This is a genomic window from Streptomyces sp. (assembly GCF_019510245.1).
Classification (GTDB): domain Bacteria; phylum Actinomycetota; class Actinomycetes; order Streptomycetales; family Streptomycetaceae; genus Streptomyces.
On the sequence record NZ_JAEKKT010000153.1, the window covers coordinates 1 to 17,997 of the forward strand.

General features: G+C 68.0%; 14 protein-coding genes, 1 tRNA gene, 1 other RNA gene and 2 pseudogenes. 9 read left to right on the plus strand and 9 right to left on the minus strand.

Annotated features, from left to right (window positions below):
• Nucleotides 1–338 precede the first annotated feature (338 nt).
• Together JF597_RS27835 and JF597_RS27840 are read right to left on the minus strand one after the other, a co-directional pair.
• A pseudogene (locus JF597_RS27835) lies at nucleotides 339–494 on the minus strand (helix-turn-helix domain-containing protein); the annotation flags it as partial.
• 782 nt (nucleotides 495–1,276) lie between these two features.
• A pseudogene (locus JF597_RS27840) lies at nucleotides 1,277–1,673 on the minus strand (ATP-binding protein); the annotation flags it as partial.
• 851 nt (nucleotides 1,674–2,524) lie between these two features.
• Between JF597_RS27840 and JF597_RS27845 the strand changes: the two are divergent.
• Nucleotides 2,525–4,507, plus strand: coding sequence for a primary-amine oxidase (locus JF597_RS27845; RefSeq protein WP_294001573.1), 1,983 nt, complete (start codon nucleotides 2,525–2,527; stop codon nucleotides 4,505–4,507).
• Between the two features lie 396 nt (nucleotides 4,508–4,903).
• On the opposite strand, the gene JF597_RS27850 is transcribed toward JF597_RS27845, so the two are convergent.
• Complete coding sequence (locus JF597_RS27850; RefSeq protein ID WP_294001575.1) at nucleotides 4,904–6,139, minus strand: SWIM zinc finger family protein; 1,236 nt, start codon at nucleotides 6,137–6,139, stop codon at nucleotides 4,904–4,906.
• Entirely contained in the window at nucleotides 6,136–8,988 is a 2,853-nt protein-coding gene (locus JF597_RS27855) for a DEAD/DEAH box helicase (protein ID WP_294001577.1), read from the minus strand. The genes JF597_RS27850 and JF597_RS27855 overlap by 4 nt, the downstream gene beginning before the upstream one ends.
• Nucleotides 8,989–9,305: 317 nt before the next feature.
• Between JF597_RS27855 and JF597_RS27860 the strand changes: the two genes are divergently transcribed.
• From JF597_RS27860 to JF597_RS27870, 3 genes are all read left to right on the plus strand, one after another.
• The gene (locus JF597_RS27860) at nucleotides 9,306–9,521 is read left to right on the plus strand and encodes a hypothetical protein (RefSeq protein WP_294001579.1); all 216 of its coding nucleotides are present in this window, start codon (nucleotides 9,306–9,308) and stop codon (nucleotides 9,519–9,521) included.
• A gap of 128 nt (nucleotides 9,522–9,649) precedes the next feature.
• The gene (locus JF597_RS27865; protein ID WP_294001581.1) at nucleotides 9,650–9,898 is read left to right on the plus strand and encodes a hypothetical protein; all 249 of its coding nucleotides are present in this window, start codon (nucleotides 9,650–9,652) and stop codon (nucleotides 9,896–9,898) included.
• Complete coding sequence (locus JF597_RS27870) at nucleotides 9,895–10,296, plus strand: DNA-binding protein (protein ID WP_294001583.1); 402 nt, start codon at nucleotides 9,895–9,897, stop codon at nucleotides 10,294–10,296. The genes JF597_RS27865 and JF597_RS27870 overlap by 4 nt, the downstream gene beginning before the upstream one ends.
• Nucleotides 10,297–10,678: 382 nt before the next feature.
• Here JF597_RS27870 and JF597_RS27875 read toward each other — a convergent pair whose 3' ends face one another.
• The 4 genes from JF597_RS27875 to JF597_RS27890 all read right to left on the minus strand — a co-directional run bounded on the left by JF597_RS27875 (nucleotide 10,679) and on the right by JF597_RS27890 (nucleotide 12,704).
• Nucleotides 10,679–11,104 (minus strand): PIN domain-containing protein, encoded by a 426-nt coding sequence (locus JF597_RS27875; RefSeq protein WP_294001585.1) that lies wholly within the window; start codon nucleotides 11,102–11,104, stop codon nucleotides 10,679–10,681.
• The gene (locus JF597_RS27880) at nucleotides 11,101–11,382 is read right to left on the minus strand and encodes a CopG family transcriptional regulator (RefSeq protein WP_294001587.1); all 282 of its coding nucleotides are present in this window, start codon (nucleotides 11,380–11,382) and stop codon (nucleotides 11,101–11,103) included. The genes JF597_RS27875 and JF597_RS27880 overlap by 4 nt, the downstream gene beginning before the upstream one ends.
• A 78-nt stretch (nucleotides 11,383–11,460) precedes the next feature.
• On the minus strand, nucleotides 11,461–12,588 hold the full coding sequence (locus tag JF597_RS27885) for a plasmid pRiA4b ORF-3 family protein (RefSeq protein WP_294001589.1): 1,128 nt from the start codon (nucleotides 12,586–12,588) through the stop codon (nucleotides 11,461–11,463).
• Nucleotides 12,549–12,704, minus strand: a complete 156-nt coding sequence (locus JF597_RS27890; RefSeq protein ID WP_294001591.1) for a hypothetical protein — start codon at nucleotides 12,702–12,704, stop codon at nucleotides 12,549–12,551. Before JF597_RS27890 ends, JF597_RS27885 begins: the two co-directional genes overlap by 40 nt.
• 106 nt (nucleotides 12,705–12,810) lie before the next feature.
• Here JF597_RS27890 and JF597_RS27895 point away from each other — a divergent pair, with 106 nt between their 5' ends.
• The 3 genes from JF597_RS27895 (at nucleotide 12,811) to JF597_RS55690 (ending at nucleotide 14,905) form a co-directional block, all read left to right on the plus strand.
• Entirely contained in the window at nucleotides 12,811–13,545 is a 735-nt protein-coding gene (locus tag JF597_RS27895; RefSeq protein ID WP_294001593.1) for a hypothetical protein, read from the plus strand.
• A gap of 40 nt (nucleotides 13,546–13,585) precedes the next feature.
• The gene (locus JF597_RS27900) at nucleotides 13,586–14,317 is read left to right on the plus strand and encodes a hypothetical protein (RefSeq protein ID WP_294001595.1); all 732 of its coding nucleotides are present in this window, start codon (nucleotides 13,586–13,588) and stop codon (nucleotides 14,315–14,317) included.
• 276 nt (nucleotides 14,318–14,593) lie between these two features.
• Nucleotides 14,594–14,905, plus strand: coding sequence for a helicase-associated domain-containing protein (locus JF597_RS55690; protein ID WP_366916455.1), 312 nt, complete (start codon nucleotides 14,594–14,596; stop codon nucleotides 14,903–14,905).
• A gap of 209 nt (nucleotides 14,906–15,114) precedes the next feature.
• On the opposite strand, the gene JF597_RS27910 is transcribed toward JF597_RS55690, so the two are convergent.
• Nucleotides 15,115–15,199, minus strand: a tRNA-Ser gene (locus JF597_RS27910).
• A gap of 72 nt (nucleotides 15,200–15,271) precedes the next feature.
• On the opposite strand from JF597_RS27910, the gene ffs reads away from it, so the two are divergent.
• Together ffs and JF597_RS27920 are read left to right on the plus strand one after the other, a co-directional pair.
• Nucleotides 15,272–15,370, plus strand: an RNA gene (gene ffs / locus JF597_RS27915) — signal recognition particle sRNA small type.
• A 45-nt stretch (nucleotides 15,371–15,415) separates the two neighbouring features.
• Nucleotides 15,416–17,566 (plus strand): DNA polymerase III subunit gamma and tau, encoded by a 2,151-nt coding sequence (locus tag JF597_RS27920; RefSeq protein ID WP_294001599.1) that lies wholly within the window; start codon nucleotides 15,416–15,418, stop codon nucleotides 17,564–17,566.
• The last annotated feature ends 431 nt before the right edge of the window (nucleotides 17,567–17,997 follow it).

The window sequence follows — 17,997 nt, forward strand, 5'->3', positions numbered from 1 at the left end:
TCCACCAGTCACCCAATCGGCCTGACACCATCATTGAGACTCACTCCGCGCGTGCATGAGGCAGGTCGAGTGCGGCAGGACAGACAACCGGCAAGGCTTCTGCGCTGGCGAGTTCAGACGCCGAACATCTCCCGCAACGGGTTGCGTCCTGGGAAGTGGTGTACGGGTTCCCACCTGATCCGGCTGTTTGGCCTGGCGTCGGAGTGAGGGCCCGGATATGAGAACGGCCACCGGCTGATCTTCGAGTTGTCGAAGCTCGAAGGAGATCAGCACGATGACCGCACCTGACAGTCTGCCCCTGCACGCCCTCGCCGAGGAGAACCTTGCCGCGGCGAGTCCCGAACGGCCGGTTCCACCGCGTCCACCGCCGAGCCCTTCGGCGCCCGCCGATACTGCGGCGGGCGGTCCGAGGCCAGAGCCCGCAGCACGGTGTTCCTGGAGATCCCCAGCTGACGGGCCACCGCCCGAGCGGACATCCCCTCCACCCGGTGCATCCGGCGGATCTCAGCCCAGTCCTCCACGTGGATCACCCTCTCTTCCTCCCGACTTCAGAACCAGTGAAGTCAGAATGATCAAGAGATCGCAGAGTGGCTCACTTTTCATCCGCCGTCCGTGGCTCCGGCACCAAAAGTGATCCAGAACCTCGTTTCGCCCGTTGCCGAGATCTTGTCCTGAAGCGGCGGAGGGCATCCGCACGGCCGCCCCTTCTTCTTTTCTGGCGACAGGAACTGCGAGCCGTCGCACGGTGGACGATCCCCTTACGGCTGCTTAAGGAAGCCATATGAGCCGCCACGGCGTTCAGGTTCGTCCACGATGATGTGTACGCTGTCGCGGCTTGTCAGGTGTTCGTAGGCAAGGCCGCCTCCTCCTGCTTCGTTCGGCTGCGGTTCGCCACCCAGTAGGTCAGTGACGCGGACAGCCACGTCAGCGTCGTCCATGGCGACTTGCCAGGTATCCAGGGCTTGGGGCCGTCCGCCGGATAGACATCCCTGATGGAAGCGCCGGGCTCGGGCGGTTGCGCTCCGCGTCATGCGGGAACCTTGATAGAGCGGACAACGGGCACCCCTTTGCCCCCGGCTGTCCTCGCGGCGGTCACGAAAAGGGCCACAAGTGTTGCAAGTAGATGAAACTGTGGCTGAAGGCAGGTAGCAGACCGTGCTGAACAGCGGCGGATGCAACGAGCACTGCAACCAAGCACTTGGTTCCTGCTCATGTCCTACACCAAGCGTTGGGCGGTTCGTTGGGGCCGTACACCGCCTGAAGGCAGGAACAATCGAGCTGGCCGGCACTTGTGCAGTGCCGTCAGGTCGTGGCTGTCGAACGGGGGGTTCACCAGCCACCTGACCGAGCCGAGGAAGAGCAGCTGCTTGGCCACCGGTTGCCGCTCGGCACCCACCACGTCGATTTCGACATCGTTGCTGCGGATCCAGCAATAGCCGCCGATCGCCGTTGCGGCAGGCAGGAGCCCGTCCGGCAGGAGACGGGCGAGAAATTCCGGCACCAGGGGTTCGATCGCGCGGCCCCGCCAACTCGTCCACTGCTCCTGGATGCGGCTCAGCGGAGATCCCCCCAGACAGCGGAAGTTTGGCGGCCGCGACCCGCTTCTCCGTCAGCACGTCTGTGGCTCGGGTGAGAGTGGTGTGGGCGATGCCGCCGGCCGCGCGCGACAGATCAGCTACAGGGCAGAACGGATTGCCCGTTCAGCGGACACCGCGCAGGCCGTACTGCTAGAAAGTCGTGATACTAAGGCCTCCTTAGCGGGAGGACTAACCGCTGTGAAACTGCGTCAAGACCTCGATGATCTCGTAGGTCTGCAGAACGGCGTCACCCTGCATACATGACGCCGCAAGTCGAGAGGTGGCTGAGAGTGCCACCTCACCGTATCCCACGCGATCTGTAACGTAACGACCATTACGGACAGAAGGAGCGTTTCCTTCTCGGTGCCGTCTGCGCCCCTCGCCGGGATCGAGATATACGCCACTCTCGATGTGCTGAGACAGGGCGAATGGATGGCAGCGGAATCATCAACGAGCCTCTATGAGGCTTTCGATCGCCATCGCAACTGCGAAGAGTCGTAACCACGCCGAGTCGAACTACGTGGACCTGTCCTATTTGACGAAACGAGCGCGCATGTGAGCCCCGCGGCTCAAGCATTGTCACGGACGTCCCCCTCTCGAGCACAAAAAGGAGGCGTGATGAATAATTTGGCGGATCGAATGGCCTAGTTGCTGCCATCGGCCCGATCCGTGCTCGCCGTTCGATGATTTTGATCAGAGCGGTTACGGCGAGAAGCTCGGATTCGAGATGATCAGCAAATATTTCGCTCCAAGAGCATCCGGCTGAACCAGCTGATGTTCCTCGCGGTGGCGAGACTCCGGGGTGCGACCCCGGCAACGGTTCGAGTGACAGCGCCCCGAGAATGGAACGCGCTTTGCTCTGTTCATGTTCGAGATGTAGGCCCCGCTCATTACCCATATTGCTGCACAAGCAGTCGCCACGTAAGCAGAGAAACTAGGAGAACCAGATGACCAACAGCATGTTCACCACTTCCGCAGCCATCCCGATGGATAGAGCTCATCCATTGGCCCGGCTAACCGAGGAAGAAATTCTCGGTGCACGCGAGATCGTGCGCAGTGCGGGATTGGACGCGGACGCGATTCGTTACGTGTATGTGGGCCTGGAGGAGCCTTCCAAGCAGGATGTCCTAGCCTTTGATTCCACTGCACAACAGGTGGATCGCCGAGCACGGATCATGCTGGTGGACACAACAACGGGCGTGGGTACCGACATTGTTGTCTCGCTGAACGATGAACGAGTCGTCCGAGCAGATCTGGTCGACCCCATGACTGCTGGCCAAGTCCCTCTGCTCAACAGCGAAGTCGGGACCGCAGAGGAGATTGTGTCGCAGTCCGCCGAATGGGCTGCAGCTCTTGCCCGTCGTGGCCTGAGGGTGGATCAGGTGCGCGCGGTACCGTTGTCGGCCGGCTACTTCGGGGACGAGTCAGAGATCGGACACCGCCTTTCCAGAGTGGGAGGCTTTGCACAGTTCGATAAGGATGATCTTCCTTGGGCTCATCCTGTCGACGGTTTGGTTGCGTACGTCGATCTGGCTAAGCGCGAGATCCGACGAATCGTCGACGACCGTGTTGCACCAGTGCCTCGCGAGAGGGGTCAGTGGGACGCTCCACCGCACTCGTCATCCCAGCGGACGACGCTTAGGCCGATTGAGATTACGCAGCCCGAGGGGCCCAGCTTTTCCATCGAGGACGACGTACTTATATGGGAGAACTGGAAGCTGCGGCTTGGCTTCGACGCGCGAGAGGGCCTCACGCTTCACCAGATTTCCTTCAACGACGCCGGACGGGAACGCCCGATCATCTATCGTGCGTCTCTTGCCGAGATGATCGTCGTGTACGCGGATCCCTCGCCGGCCCGGTTCTACCTGAACTATTTTGATGCGGGTGAGTACATGTTCTTCCGCAACACCAACTCACTCCAGCTCGGTTGTGACTGCCTCGGAGAGATCAGATACCTGGACGTCACGATCGCCGACGAGTTCGGTAAACCGCAGCGCATACCGAATGCGGTGTGTATTCATGAGGAGGATTACGGCCTGCTATGGAAGCACAACGACATATTCAACGGCATGTCTGAATCAAGGCGCTCTCGCCGTCTTGTGATCTCCTCGTTCACCACCATCGGCAATTACGATTACGGGTTTTACTGGTATCTGTACCTTGATGGCCGTATCGAACTTGAGGCCAAGGCGACGGGTGTCGTATTCACTTCGCAAGTTCCTCACGGTGGCAGTCCATACGCAACGGAGATTGCCCCGGAACTGGGTGCTCCATTCCATCAGCATATGTTCTGTGCTCGACTGGACATGATGATCGACGGATCGGCTAACTTCGTCGAGGAGCATGAGGCGAAGCGACTGCCGATGAGCGCGACAAACCCATACGGTAATGCCTTTACGAGGAGCGTCGTCCGGTTGCGGACAGAGAAAGAAGGCGCGCGGGAAGCGAACGCGGCGACGGGGCGCGTGTGGCGAGTGGCCAGCTCGGACGCCCGCAACCGTCTCGATCAGCCGACCGCCTACGAGCTTCACTCAAACAATTACCCTCTGCTACTTGCGGACGAATCATCTTCAACGGTGTCGCGAGCGACCTTCGCGACCAAGCACCTCTGGGTAACCAAGTACTCGCCCGACGAACGCTACCCAGCTGGCGATTTCGTGAACCAGAGCCTTGGCGGGGGCGGGTTGCCCGACTGGATCGAAGCTGATGAAAGCATCGAGGACGAAAATATCGTGCTCTGGCACACCTTCGGGCTGACGCACTTCCCGCGTCCCGAGGATTGGCCGGTAATGCCGATGGACTATGCCGGGTTCACGTTGAAACCCTTCGGCTTCTTCGACCGTAACCCTGTACTGGACGTGCCCCCAAGCCCAGCTGGCCATTGTTCAACCAGTGCGCCGATCCATGCCGAGGGTGGTGGCTGTTACTGACCTTTCCGTTCAGTTGTCGGGGCTGACATTGCTAGATCCCTGCGGTACGCCGTGGCCATGAGATATGCGCAGGGCGGTGGTCTTTCTCTGCAGGGCCAGGCCGGGCGGGAGCGGGTGCGCATGCTGGCCCCGCACTGAGCGGTCCGGCTCTTCGTTTCGCCTGTACAGGCGGCTGCGGAGGATACGAGATTCGCCCCCAACACGCTTTCCACATGTTCGTCTGGGGGTTCGGGAGGGGACGGGAGCGTCCTGACCTGCGGTGGAGAGGGTGCCGGCGGAGCTTCTGAACGGGGCTGTACGCCGGTGAATGCAACCAGAACTGCAACCACGGAAGCGGAGCAGCGTAAGTGTGTCCAGCTTCTGCGCGTGGCTTCTGGTCAGCGCGGAATCGCCTCCTTACTCCCCGTTCTGCGACCAGCCCGCGGTGAGCGCGGTGACCGGGTCATGGTCGGCTGGTGCCGCGGGCCACCATTCGCCGTCGTCGTCCTGGAGGTAGGGGTACCAGCGGGCGTCGGGGCCCAGACGCAGCTGGATGCCGCGGTGGGTGAGGGTGAGGCGGTTGCGCCAGGCTTTGAGGTGCGTGGGGGAGTCGGTCATCTCGGCGAGGGCCGCGTCCAGGGCGGTGCGGGTGGCCTTGATCACCGTCGGGTCGGGGGTGTGGGGCTGTTCGGCGACGGTGATGCCCGTGGGGCCGCCGTGGCGCCAGGCGTGGGTGAGGCGTGCGAAGGCAGTGGGGTTGGAGCCGGTGTTCTGGATCAGGTGGTGGAGCCACTCGGGTCCGGGGTCGCCCGCGGCGATGCGTACGGCGTCCTGGTGCTGGGTCAGGTGCAGGTCGGCGGTGTCGCCCGCGAGGAGCCGGGCGGCGCGCGCGGTGGCGTCGGCCATGAGGCGTTCCAGGTCCGCGGCGGCCAGGCCGGTGCCGGGTGGTGGGGCGACGGGCAGTGCCGTGGTGTGGGCGGCCGGTTCCGGGAGTTCGGGCAGTTCGGGGGGCTCATCGGCCCAGCGGGTGTACGCGGCGGCGGCCGGGGTGCCGACCGGTGCCGGTGGGGCGTCGGTCTCCTGTGCCGCCGTACGGAGTGCGCGCAGCTGGGCGAAGACCTCCTCGCGACCGCGGCCGCGCAGCGCGAAGAGCACGAACGGATCGGTGTCGATGGTGGTGGCGATGGCGTAGCAGAGCGCGGCGGCGTGCTTGCAGGGGTGTCCCCAGTGGGGGCAGGAACACTCCGGATCGAGCTCGGTGGGCTGTGGGAGCAGTGGGACGCCTGCGTGCCGGGCGTCGTCGACGAGTTCGGCGGGCATCTCGCCGTCGAGAAGTGCTGCGAGATGCCCGGCGCGGGCCGCGATCGTGTCGAGCAGGGTGTCCCACTGAGGGTCGGTGAGGACGGGCAGGTGGACCGATGAGCCGTACGGGCGCGGGCGGCTGCCCTGGACAGCGGCATTGACCTTGCCCGGAGCGACGGTGATCGGGCCGACCATGCCTTTGCGGGCGTAGGTGCGTCCGCGCGAGAGCCGTCCGGCGTCCAGGGTGGAGTCCTCCAGGGCGGCCACCCATGCCTGGCCCCACCAGGTCGCGGCGAAGGCTCGCTTGCGGCGGGCGGGCGCACGGCGCGGGCCGGGGACGGCGGGGCTCATGACTGCCTTCCCAGGGCGACGAGTTCGGCGGGTTCGGCGTCGGACAGTTCGGTCAGGGCTGCCTCGCCGGAGCCGACGACGGCGTCGGCGAGGGCGCGCTTGGTTTCGAGCAGCTTCGCCGCCTTGTCCTCCACGGTTCCCTCCGCGAGGAGCTTGTGTACCTGGACGGGTTTGTCCTGGCCGATGCGGTAGGCGCGGTCGGTGGCCTGGTCCTCGACGGCCGGGTTCCACCAGCGGTCGTAGTGCACGACGTGAGTGGCGCGGGTGAGGTTGAGTCCGGTGCCCGCCGCCTTCAACGACAGCAGGAACACCGGCACTTCACCGCGCTGGAAGCGGTCCACCATCTCCTCGCGCCGCGCGACGGGGGTGCCGCCGTGCAGGAAGAGAGCGGGGACGTCGCGCTCGGCGAGATGCTCGTCCAGCAGAGCCGCCATCTGTTTGTACTGCGTGAAGACCAGCACGGATTCGCCTTCGGCGGTGATGGTGTCGAGAAGTTCATCCAGCAGGTCGAGCTTGCCGGAGCGGCCCCGCAGCGGAGTGGACTGGCGCAGGCCGTGCTCTTTCAAATACTGGGCGGGGTGGTTGCAGATCTGCTTCAGCGCGTGGAGCAGCTTGAGTACCAGACCGCGCCGGGCGCCGCCCTCCGACTCCGCGATCTTCGCCATGGTCTCGCGGACCACCGCCTCGTACAGGCTGGTCTGCTCGGCCGTCAGCGGGACGACGCGGTCGGTCTCGGTCTTGGGCGGCAGTTCGGGCGCGATGCCGGGGTCGGACTTCTTGCGTCGCAACAGGAAGGGACGTACGAGACGGGACAGGCGCTCGGCTGCCTCGGGATCCTCGCCCGCCTCGATGGCGCGGGCATGCCGGTCACGGAAGGGCGTGAGTGTGCCGAGCAGCCCGGGGGTGGTCCAGTCGAGCAGGGCCCACAGCTCGGAGAGGTTGTTCTCCACGGGGGTGCCGGTGAGAGCGACGCGGGCGCGGGCGGGCAGGGCGCGCAGTTCGCGGGCCGTGACGGCGTAGGGGTTCTTGACGTGCTGGGCCTCGTCGGCGGCCACCAGCGACCAGGCTGTTTCGCCAAGCACTTCGCGGTCGCGGCGCAGCACCCCGTAGGTGACCAGGACGACCTCGTCGCCGGCCAGGTCCTTGAGGTGGCGGTCGCCGCCGTGGTAGCGGCGTACGGGGGTGGACGGGGCGAATCTGGCGGCCTCGCGCTGCCAGTTGCCGAGCAGGGAGGCCGGGTAGACGACAAGGGCGGGGCCCGCAGTGGTCGGGTGGCTCTGGCGGTGCAGGTGCAGAGCGAGCAGGGTGATGGTCTTGCCCAGGCCCATGTCGTCGGCGAGACAGCCGCCGAGGCCGAGTGAGCACATCTCGGCCAGCCAGGCCAGGCCCCGCTTCTGGTACTCGCGCAACGTGGCCTTGAGCGCGGCGGGCTGGGGCACGGGGGTGCGGGACTCGGGGTCGCGGATCCGAGCGACCAGGTCGCCGAGCGCACCGACCGCCGCACAGGGGACCCGGTCACCGTCCCGTTCGACCTCGCCGGTCAGGGCGGCGCTCAACGCCTGCATGGGGGTGAGCGGTTCCATCCGGCGGCGCCTGGCGCGGGCCACCAGCTTCGGATCGGCGACCATCCACTGGTCGCGAAGCCGGACGAGGGGACGGCGTGACTCCGCGAGGGCATCCATCTCGGCCTCGGTGAGCGGCTCGCCGCCAAGGGAGACCTGCCAGTGGAAGTCGAGGAGGGCCTCGGTGTCCAGCAGGCCGCCCGCGGTGGAACCGGGGGTGTTGCGCTGCCCGATCTCCGCGGCCGCAGTGAGCGCCTTGACCAGTTCGCGCGGCCAATGCACGTCGACACCAGCCGCGCGCAGCGCGTCAGTGGCGTCCCCAAGGAGATCGAAGGCTTCGTCGTCGGTCAGCCGGAGCTGATCGGGAGCGGCATCGTCGAGCAACCTCCGCAGCGGAGGCCAGGCGCGGGCGCCACGACGCAGGGCGAGCAGCGTCTCGGTCTCGGCGCGCGGGCCGAGCAGCCGCTCCACTTCCGTCGGCTCACTCCACAGCCGTGCGGCCTCGATGACGAGCGCCGGATCCGCCGCGGTGTGCAGCTGCAGGACGGACCGGAACTGCCGTCGGCGTCCTTCGGGTACGTCGACGCGCAGGGAGACACTGACCTCGGCGGTGAGCGCCGCCTGGGTTTCCTCGGCCCACTCACGCAAGGTGGGCACGGCACGGGCCTCGCGCCAGGCGTACGGCAGCGCTCCCATGGCGAGCGGCGCGGCCGGCGTACGGACCAGATCATCGGCGACCGCGTCGCAGAACTGGCGTACCAGCGGCGCCGGTTCGGCGATCCGTACCGGCGCAGGGCCAGGCTCGGGCAGGCAGTGGGCGTGCGGCGGGATGGCGGCGGCCAGGGCGTCCAGCGTCCGGCGCTGCGCGGATGTCCAGGGACCCACCTGCCAGGTGTCGTAACCGGCGGGGGTGAGGGCCGGGTGGAGGCGGCCGTCGGCGAGCAGCCGCAGCGCGAAGCGAGTGGCGGCCTGCCAGGCGTCGCCGGAGGGATGCCTCGGCTCCGCATCGACCAGGGCGGAGACAGCGACGGCGACAGGCAGCGCGTACCCCTCGACCCTGCGCCGCCTGACCGAGCGGCCGTGCGGCAGGACCAGTTCCACCGCCTCGGTCTCCAGGCCGGCGGGCGCCGTACTGTCTCCGGCTGCTGCCCCGGCCGGCCTCCACAGCAGCAGCCGCCCAAGGCGTGCGGGCTCACCGGGCAGGAACACCGCCGCCCAGCCAGCGCCGAGCAGCTCCCTCACGAAGGCGGATGTTTCCTGCCGGGCCAGCGGCAGTGCGCTCCTCACGCCGGTACTCGGCTCGCGTACGACGGCTCGTACCGCTCTCTTCCGCCCTGTCTCTCGCCGCACCCTCCCCAGGCCCGCTCACTACCGAACCCGACCAGGTGACGTCACACGCTGGCAACCGCGGGCCTCGGCTTGACTGCCGGCGACGCTGCCCACGGCGGATATGCCGCTGCTGAACACGCCGGTCCTCAACCGTACGGTGCAGCGCTAGGGTGAGGCCATGAGCACCCGGAACCCGGCCGCGCTGAAGGCGTTGATCAAAGAGGCCACCATTCGATGCCTACGGCGAGGATGAGCAGCTCACCGGCTTCTTCACGATGATCGAGGAGAGCCTTGCCGTGCCGTTCACCACGACTGTTCTCGGCGTCGAGGTGAGCGTGATCGGTGTCGATCTGGCCGAGGACGGGCGCGTGGTAGCGCGCTGCGTCCGGGGGGCGGCCCGACAGGACATCGGGGTTCTGGATCTGCCGCTGCCGGAATCCGCTCCCGAGGGCTCGCAACGGATCGAGGGATACCGCTACTGGGTCCGCTGAACTGGCGCGCCGCACAACTGCCCAGCTGAGCCCCTGCTCGAACGGACAGTGGCCTCGACTGCAGCTGACCGGACCGACTGTGGGGAACAGACAGCAGACAACGCGCATACCGCAGTATGCTTGCCGTTATGGCTGACACCACGCGCATCACGGTGACACTCCCCACAGAGCAGGTGGCGGAGCTGAAGAAGATCACGGACAACATTTCCGGCTACGTGGCCGAAGCGGTCGCCAGACAGATCCGGCACCAGCTCCTGGGGGCCGACCTGCGCAGCCACACGGACGAGCACGGGGCCTTCAGCGAGGCGGAGCTGGCCGAGGCGCGGGCGCGGATCTTCGGTACGACCCAGGCCGCTGGTGGCGCGAGCGCCGCGTGAGCGGGCACATTGAGACCGTCGTCCTGGACAGCGAGGGGCTGTCGGCCTGGGTGGCGCAGGACCGGAGGGTTCTGGCGATGTTCCAGGTGTTCCACGACATGGGAGCGGACCCTGTCGTCAGCGCCAACACCATCGTGGAGGTGAGCCACTCCAGGGTGAATCTGCCCCGGCTGCAATGGGCGCTCTCCCGGGTCAAGGTGGAGCCGGTCACGGAGGCGGCGGCCAAGGCGGCGGCACAACTGCTCAAGGGTGCCGGTCTGCACGGACACAAGTACGCGATCGATGCCACCGTCGCCGAAGCGGCCTTGCGTCAGCCCGGCCCGGTCGCCATCCTCACGTCGGATGTCGATGACATGACCCAGCTGTGCGGCAGCAAGGTCCGGATGATCGGGCTATGACCGCTGCCGTGACTCCGTGACTCCGTGACTCCGTGACGGCGTCTGCGTCGCTCGCCCCGGGGATGCAAGCGTGCGCCTTTCCTGCTTGACGGGTATGCATCGAATGTCGCCTATAAATGCAACCGAAACTGCAACCAGGGCATGCCGAAGAGTCGGACCGCCCTAAGCGGTCCGACTCTTCGTTTCGCCTGGTCAGGCGGCTGCGGAGGATACGAGATTCGAACTCGTGAGGGGTTGCCACCAACGCGCTTTCCAAATGTTCGTTTGGGTGTCCAGCGAGGTCCGGGAGCGTTCTGACCTGCGGCGGAGCGGGCGTGAGAAGGGGCTCCGTACGGCGCCGGACGCGGGTGAATGAGACCAAAACTGAGACCAGAGCGCCAGGTCATACCTTCTTGACGACGATCGACTCCGGAACCAGCCTCTCCAGGTCGTCCACGTCCGAGGTGAAGACGGTGACCTGCCCCTTCTGCTGTCGCGCGATGACGGCGAGCACTGCGTCGATTGCGTCCTTGTGGCCGTGCAGCTTGACATCCGCCAGGAGGCGGCGGGCCTGGCGGGCCTCGTCCTTCCCGATGTCGGCGACTTTGAGCCGGGAGAGCACCCAGTCCCAGCGCTGCTCGGTGGTCCTGCCGTCGTACGCCTCGACAAGCGTCATCGGAGACGTCACCACCTCGGCTTCACCCCGGGCCGCGAGGTCGAGCCAGGCGATCATCTTCCGGTCGCCCCGCACGGCCAGGGACAGGGCTTCGCAGTCGAGCACGAAGACGCGCAGCGGCTGCTGCCCATGCTCGGCGGCCCGCTTCTTCACGCGGCCTCTCCGGCGTCGTGCTTTCCGGTGGCGCGGCGGCGCTCGTGCTCGGCGTCGAGTTCCTCCAGTTCTTCGAACGCGCTCGTGCGCTCGTCCTCGGTGAGGGGGCCGTGTTCCTCCTGTAGCCAGTCGGACAGTTCGCGCAGCCGGTCCCGGTCGCGCTTGAATCGCAGCGCCTCGGCGACGTACGCCGACAGGCCACGTTCCGCCGCCTCTGCCCGGATCTCGTCGAGGAGATCCTCGGGGATCGTCACCGTCACCTTCTTGGTCGTCGCCATACAGGAGACCATACTCCTGGTATTGACTCCCTTACCAGTGCCCGCCGCGAATGGTGGCGTGGCCGGACGGCTCGTCTTTCACGGTGCAGTGAGGCTCAGCAGCCGCGCGTTGGCCTCGTCCAGCGCGAAACGGTCAGGGGCGAATTCCGTGGCGGATCGAAGTCTGAGCCACTCCAGCATGGCGTGGTGCTCCTCATGCGCCGGGTCGGCGAGGATCACTTTGAGATCGCTGTAGCCGGGGGCGCCGCCGCAGTCCTCGGGCGGGCACGCCCCGGTATCGTCCACGCAGTGCGGATAGTGAAGCCCGGCTGCGGCTGTGTGGAACTGCTCCATGGTGATGAGGTGCTCCGAGGAGTCCCTGAAGTCGTACGTGTACACGCACTGGGCGCCCGGTTTGAGCAGGGCGGCCAGTGTCGCGGTGCGCTCGTCGCGGAATCCGAGTTCACCACCGGGACGGCCGTACTGGACGCCGTCAATGGTGAATGCGTGCATGTGGCAGTTCTGCCAGCCCATCGCGTCCTGGATCACGGAGTGAAGCCGGTCCAGGCGGATCGCGGCGGGCACCAGCAACTGCCGCCAGACCCGGGGGGCGTCCACGTCGGCAAGCTCGACGAGGATCTGCAGCACCGCGTCGCCCGGCTCGGGCTCGCCGCGCATCCGGGCCGTCTCGGTGCGGCCGTCCGTCGTCAACTCAGCGCTGTCCTCCGTGAGATGGACAGCGCCCAGGGAGGCGAGGGCCTTCAGGACCCGTTGGGTGTCGTGGTCGTTGGCGGTGCGCAGATGCCCCACACGGTCGGGGGACAGGTCGTCGAGCACGTACAGCGGACTGACCGCCTGCCACACCACCTCGTACAGGTCACTGAGCGGCACCGAAGCCGTGGCCGTGTACAGGCGGTGCAGCAGCACCCGCAGACCACGGTCGTACTCGTGTGAGAAGAGTGACTCCAGCCAGCCGGACACCGTCACGGCCGGCCCGATGCGCGCCAGCGCGGCGAACAGGGCGCTACGCAGTTCGTTGGGGCGATCCACCAGCTTGGCGTTTTTCTTCACCGGCAGCAGGCGCCCGCTCGCGACTCGTAGCAGCCGCGCCGCCTTCGCCCACTCGACCAGCAGCGTGAGGTGGTACAGCTCCTCGCTGGACTTCGTTTTGAACGTACGGTCTCCGATCACCGGGTCCATCCGGTCGCCGGTGTCCAGAACCTCCACCAGTGCCGCGCATCGGCGAGCGTCACACGGCCGGTCTGGGTCAGCCTGCGGCCGGCGCCGACCCAGCCGACCAGCCCTCGCACCTGCTCGACGGTCCTGCTCACTGACTCAGCCATGGCGACCCACCCGTTCCGGTCCGTGTCCCGTATCACCCCAACCCAGGATGGCAGCACCGCGGGCACGCCCGGTGCTTCGCATGGGGCGACACGTAGGTGGCAGACTGTGACAGTGACAGCGCGCGACGAGGAACTGCTGGCCCGGGTCCGGGAGTTGAGGGAGCGCGGCAGCGCCCCGAAGCAGATCGCCAAGGTGCTGGGGTTGCGCCCGGCCCAGGCCACCGCGCTGGTGAGACGGGTCGCCGAGGCGGCACAGGCGAACATTCCGCCGGACGAACGGCCGGTGGTGGGCTGCTGGGTCAACGCGGGCTGGAGCACGGGACTGGACCTGGCCGGAGCCCCGGACTGGGCGGTGGCCGACCCCCTCGGCCGGAAACCGGACCCGGACACGGACACGGGCGGCTTCGCCCAGATTCTGCTGGCCCGCCAGGAACGTGCCAGCAGGGTGACCGTCACCGGGTTCCTCGTGGACGTGTACTGCCTGGGGGTCAAGAACGTCATCGACCCCGAGGTGATGGGTTCCGGCTCCCTGACCACGTACGTACCGATGTACTACTCGGCCTTCGATCACCGGCCGCTGCCGATCGGCGTGGAGCAGGCGCAGACGATCGTGCACGATGCGGTCGCCTACGCCCGCGGTCTCGGCTTCGAGCCCGCGGGCGGTTTCGCCGGCGCCGCAGTACACCTGGGTGCCCCGCCCGGCGACCGGCCCGTCATCGGCTTCGGCCGGGACGGCAAGCCGTTCTACTTCTCCGGCCCCCACGACAACCCGCGAATGGTGGTCCAGACCCTCGAACGCACCTGCGGCCCGGGCAACTACGACTACGTTGCCCATCTGTAGGAACCAGGACGCGAGCGGCACGAGGCGGGAAACACAAGCGGTGATACCGGTCGAACAGCAGCAGGAGCCCACTGGCACCCCACAGGTCCGGCACACCGAACACGAGGCGCAGGCCGACCTGCTGACGGCGCTGCGACTGTGCATGACGGGGAAGCTGCGCTGCAGCGAAAAGACCCGCCGCCCCAGCGCCGCCACCGTCGCGGCGGTCGCCAACGCACTGGACGGCGGCGACTTCTATCCGCACGAGGCCATCGCCGCCTTCGCCTGGCCGATGCTGCTCCAGGCAGGCGGCCTCGCCCAGCTCACCGGCGGCCGACTGGGGCTGACCACGCGCGGACGGGCCGCGCTGACCCGGCCACCGCACCTGACCATTCCCCAGCTGTGGCAACGCTGGCTGAACAACAGCCTCCTGGACGAGTTCTCCCGCGTAGAGGAGATCAAGGGCCAGCGCTCGGCGAACGTCCTGACCGCCGCCAAACCGCGCCGCAAGCTCGTCGGCCAAGCACTGGCCGGCATCACCCCGGGTGAGTGGTCATCCATCGACGGCCTGTTCACGGACATGCGCGCGGCAGGTCTGGATCCGGTCGTCCACCGCAGTGAACGCGCACTGTGGAAGCTGTACCTGGAAGATCCTCAATACGGCAGCCTCGGTTACGACGGCTACCACGGCTGGTCCCTCCTCCAGGGCCGTTACACCCTGGCGGTGCTCTTCGAGTACGCCGCCACGCCTCATCGACATCCAGTACGTCCCCCCGGCAGGCGCCCGCAATGACTACCAGGACAACTGGGGTGGCGACTACCTCGACCAGCTGAGCCGCTACGACGGCCTGTCCGCAATCCGCCTCACTCCTCTCGGCGCCTACGCCGTCGGCCTCACCGGCGACTATGCCCCCACTCCGGCACCGGCCGTTCCTACGGGCAGGGTTACCGTCCTGGCGAACTTCGACATCGTCGCCGTGGACGGGCTGCCCTCGGCCGACACCTCCTCCTGGACGCGTTCGCCGACAGGAAATCCGACCGGGTCTGGACGCTCACCACTGCGTCCCTCCTGAGCGCCCTTGACCGCGGGCACACTCTCGACGAACTCCGCCGCTACGTGGACCAGGCAGCCTCGCACCCTCTGCCCCAGACCGTCACCACGCTGCTGGACGATACCGCCCGCCGCACCGGCCGACTCCGTGACACAGGGCAGGTCCACCTCATCGAATGCGAGGATGAGGCACTGACAGCCCTCGTTGTCGGCGACCGCCGCCTGCGCGCATTGTGCACCCGGCTCGGCGAACGCCACCTCGCGGTCTCCCCTGAGCAACTGCCGGCGTTGCGCAAGGCCACTCGCGCCCTGGGCTACCCGCTGGCCTGAGACGAGCAGAGCTACTTCGGGGCGCCCGGGCCAGGGCCCGGGGCGCACGCTGAGGCGCGAACGCTGGTCACCAGGGGAGCGGCTCGCTGCGCGAGGTGAAATGAGTCGAATGTCGAAAATAAATGAGACCGGAACTGAGACCAGGGCACACCAGAGCGCCGGACCGCGAGCTACGGTCCGGCGCTCTGTTTCGCCTGTTCAGGCGGCTGCGGAGGATACGAGATTCGAACTCGTGAGGGGTTGCCCCCAACACGCTTTCCAAGCGTGCGCCCTAGGCCTCTAGGCGAATCCTCCGCTGGGAACATTACATGACCGAGAGGAGTGCTCGCGAACTCGTTCTCACCCGCTGACGTCGGGTACTCTGTGCAGAGCCCCTCACGCGGCGCTATCTGACTGAACTCCCCCAGGGCCGGAAGGCAGCAAGGGTAGGTTGGCTCTGGCGGGTGCGTGGGGGGCGCTCGCGTTTGTGGGCGGGGTTGGTTGTCAGTGGGCGCCTATAACCTCGTATGCGTGTCGTCTCTCGCGCTGTACCGCCGCTATCGCCCGGAGTCGTTCGCCGAGGTCATCGGGCAGGAGCATGTCACCGACCCGCTGCAGCAGGCGCTGCGGAACAACCGGGTCAATCACGCGTACCTGTTCAGCGGCCCGCGTGGGTGTGGCAAGACGACCAGCGCGCGGATCCTCGCCCGGTGCCTGAACTGCGAGCAGGGGCCCACGCCGACCCCGTGCGGGGAGTGCCAGTCCTGCCGGGACCTGGCGCGCAACGGCCCGGGATCCATCGACGTCATCGAGATCGACGCGGCCTCTCACGGTGGTGTGGACGACGCCCGTGAGCTGCGCGAGAAGGCCTTCTTCGGGCCGGCCTCCAGCCGCTACAAGATCTACATCATCGACGAGGCCCACATGGTCACGTCGGCCGGCTTCAACGCGCTGCTCAAGGTCGTCGAGGAGCCGCCGGAGCATCTCAAGTTCATCTTCGCCACGACCGAGCCCGAGAAGGTCATCGGGACCATTCGCTCGCGGACCCATCACTATCCGTTCCGGCTGGTGCCGCCGGGGACCCTGAGGGACTACCTCTCCGAGGTCTGCGGGAAGGAGAAGATCCCCGTCGAGGACGGGGTGCTGCCTCTGGTCGTGCGCGCCGGTGCCGGGTCCGTGCGTGACTCCATGTCCGTCATGGACCAGCTGCTCGCAGCGGCCACCGAGGAGGGTGTGACGTATGCCATGGCCACCTCTCTGCTCGGTTACACCGACGGGTCGCTGCTCGACGCCGTGGTCGAGGCCTTCGCGACCGGGGACGGCGCCGCCGCCTTCGAGGTCGTCGACCGGATCATCGAGGGGGGCAACGACCCGCGCCGCTTCGTCGCCGACCTGCTGGAGCGGCTGCGGGACCTGGTGATCCTCGCCGCCGTGCCGGACGCTGCGGAGAAGGGGCTGTTCGACGCCCCCGCCGACGTCCTCGAACGGATGCAGGCCCAGGCCGGCACCTTCGGCGCCGCCGAGCTCAGCCGCGCCGCCGACCTGGTCAACGAGGGCCTGACCGAGATGCGCGGCGCCACCTCCCCGCGCCTCCAGCTGGAGCTGATCTGCGCCCGCGTGCTGCTGCCGGCGGCATACGGCGACGAGCGGTCCGTGATGGCCCGCCTCGACCGCCTGGAGCGGGGCGTCAACTTCTCGGGCGGGGGCGGCGCGCCCGCCATGGGGTACGTCCCCGGGCCCGAGGCGCACGTGCAGCCTCCGGCGCCTGTGCAGCAGGGGGGCGGTCCGGCGGCGGCCCGGGCGGCCGTCCGAGGGGGAGCGGCCCCGGCCCCGGCATCGGCCCCGGCGCCGGCCCCGGCGCCGGCCCCGGCGCCGGCACCTGTGCAGACTCCAGAGCCTCCGGCTCCGGCTCCGGCCGCCGCGCCCACCCCGCCTCCTGCCGCGCCGGGTGCCTGGCCGACGGCAGCCCCCGCAGGCGGCGGTGGCACCCGTCGCCCCGGCGGCTGGCCCACGGCCACGGGTGGCGGTGCTCCGGCGGCGCAGCAGACCCCGCCGCCCTCGGCGGCGGCCCCGGCCCCGGCTCCGGCCGCCGCTGCCGCCCCGGCGCCCGCCGCCGTCCCTGCCGGTGGTCCCGACCCCCGCATGCTCTGGCCGAACATCCTGGAGGCGGTGAAGAACCGCCGCCGCTTCACCTGGATCCTGCTCAGCCAGAACGCCCAGGTCGCCGGTTTCGACGGCACCACCCTCCAGGTCGGCTTCGTCAACGCCGGCGCCCGCGACAACTTCGCCAGCAGCGGCAGCGAGGACGTGCTGCGGCAGGCACTGAGCGAGCAGTTCGGCGTGCAGTGGCGGATCGAGGCGGTCGTCGACCCGACGGGCGGAGGCGGAGCCGCTCCGCCCGGCACCGGGTACGGCAGCGCGGCCCCCGCGGCCCCGGCCCGCCCCGCGCCCGTCCACCAGCAGGCCCCGGCGGCCGCCCCGGCCCAGAGCGCCCCGTCGCCCGCCCCGAGGGCAGCGGCACCGGCCCCTGCGCCCACCGCTCCGGAACCGCCACCGGTCTCCCCCGAGGACGACATCCCCGAGGAGGACGACCCCGACCTGGACGAGTCGGCCCTCTCCGGCCACGAGCTGATCGTGAAGGAACTGGGGGCGACGGTGGTGGAGGAGATCCAGAACGAGTGACCGAGGCAGACGCCGACGGCACGGAGCCGACGCCAACCTGATGGGCGGCTGCGGCCCGGTGGGGGTTGCTCGCGCGGTTCCCCGCGCCCCTGGGTTTCTCGGCGCGTCCGGGGTGAAGAGCGGAAGCGGCTTCGGCTTTCGGCCCGCGCGGCGTCGGGGCGGTGACTGTCCCCCGTCCGGTTTGTCGGGCGGCTGCGGCCCGGTGGGGGTTGCTCGCGCAGTTCCCCGCGCCCCTGGGTTTCTCGGCGCGTTCGTTGGCTGAGGCAGCAACTACCCCCAGCCCGTCCGGCGTTTGAGGACGAGGCCGTTCAGGCCGAAGTTGGGGTTGGGGGTGGCAGACACCAAGAGGTCCCGCCTCGGCAGGGGGCCATCGGCCGGCCGGGACCCCTTGGAGGAACCTCCAGTCGGTCCGCCCGGCTACGCTGGCCCCC

Coding starts and splice junctions, on each gene's coding strand:
- JF597_RS27845 (WP_294001573.1), top strand. CDS start 2,525: ATGACCAACAGCATGTTCACCACTTCCGCAGCCATCCCGATGGATAGA.
- JF597_RS27865 (WP_294001581.1), top strand. CDS start 9,650: ATGGCTGACACCACGCGCATCACGGTGACACTCCCCACAGAGCAGGTG.
- JF597_RS27860 (WP_294001579.1), top strand. CDS start 9,306: ATGATCGAGGAGAGCCTTGCCGTGCCGTTCACCACGACTGTTCTCGGC.
- JF597_RS27880 (WP_294001587.1), bottom strand. CDS start 11,382: ATGGCGACGACCAAGAAGGTGACGGTGACGATCCCCGAGGATCTCCTC.
- JF597_RS27890 (WP_294001591.1), bottom strand. CDS start 12,704: ATGGCTGAGTCAGTGAGCAGGACCGTCGAGCAGGTGCGAGGGCTGGTC.
- JF597_RS27850 (WP_294001575.1), bottom strand. CDS start 6,139: ATGAGCCCCGCCGTCCCCGGCCCGCGCCGTGCGCCCGCCCGCCGCAAG.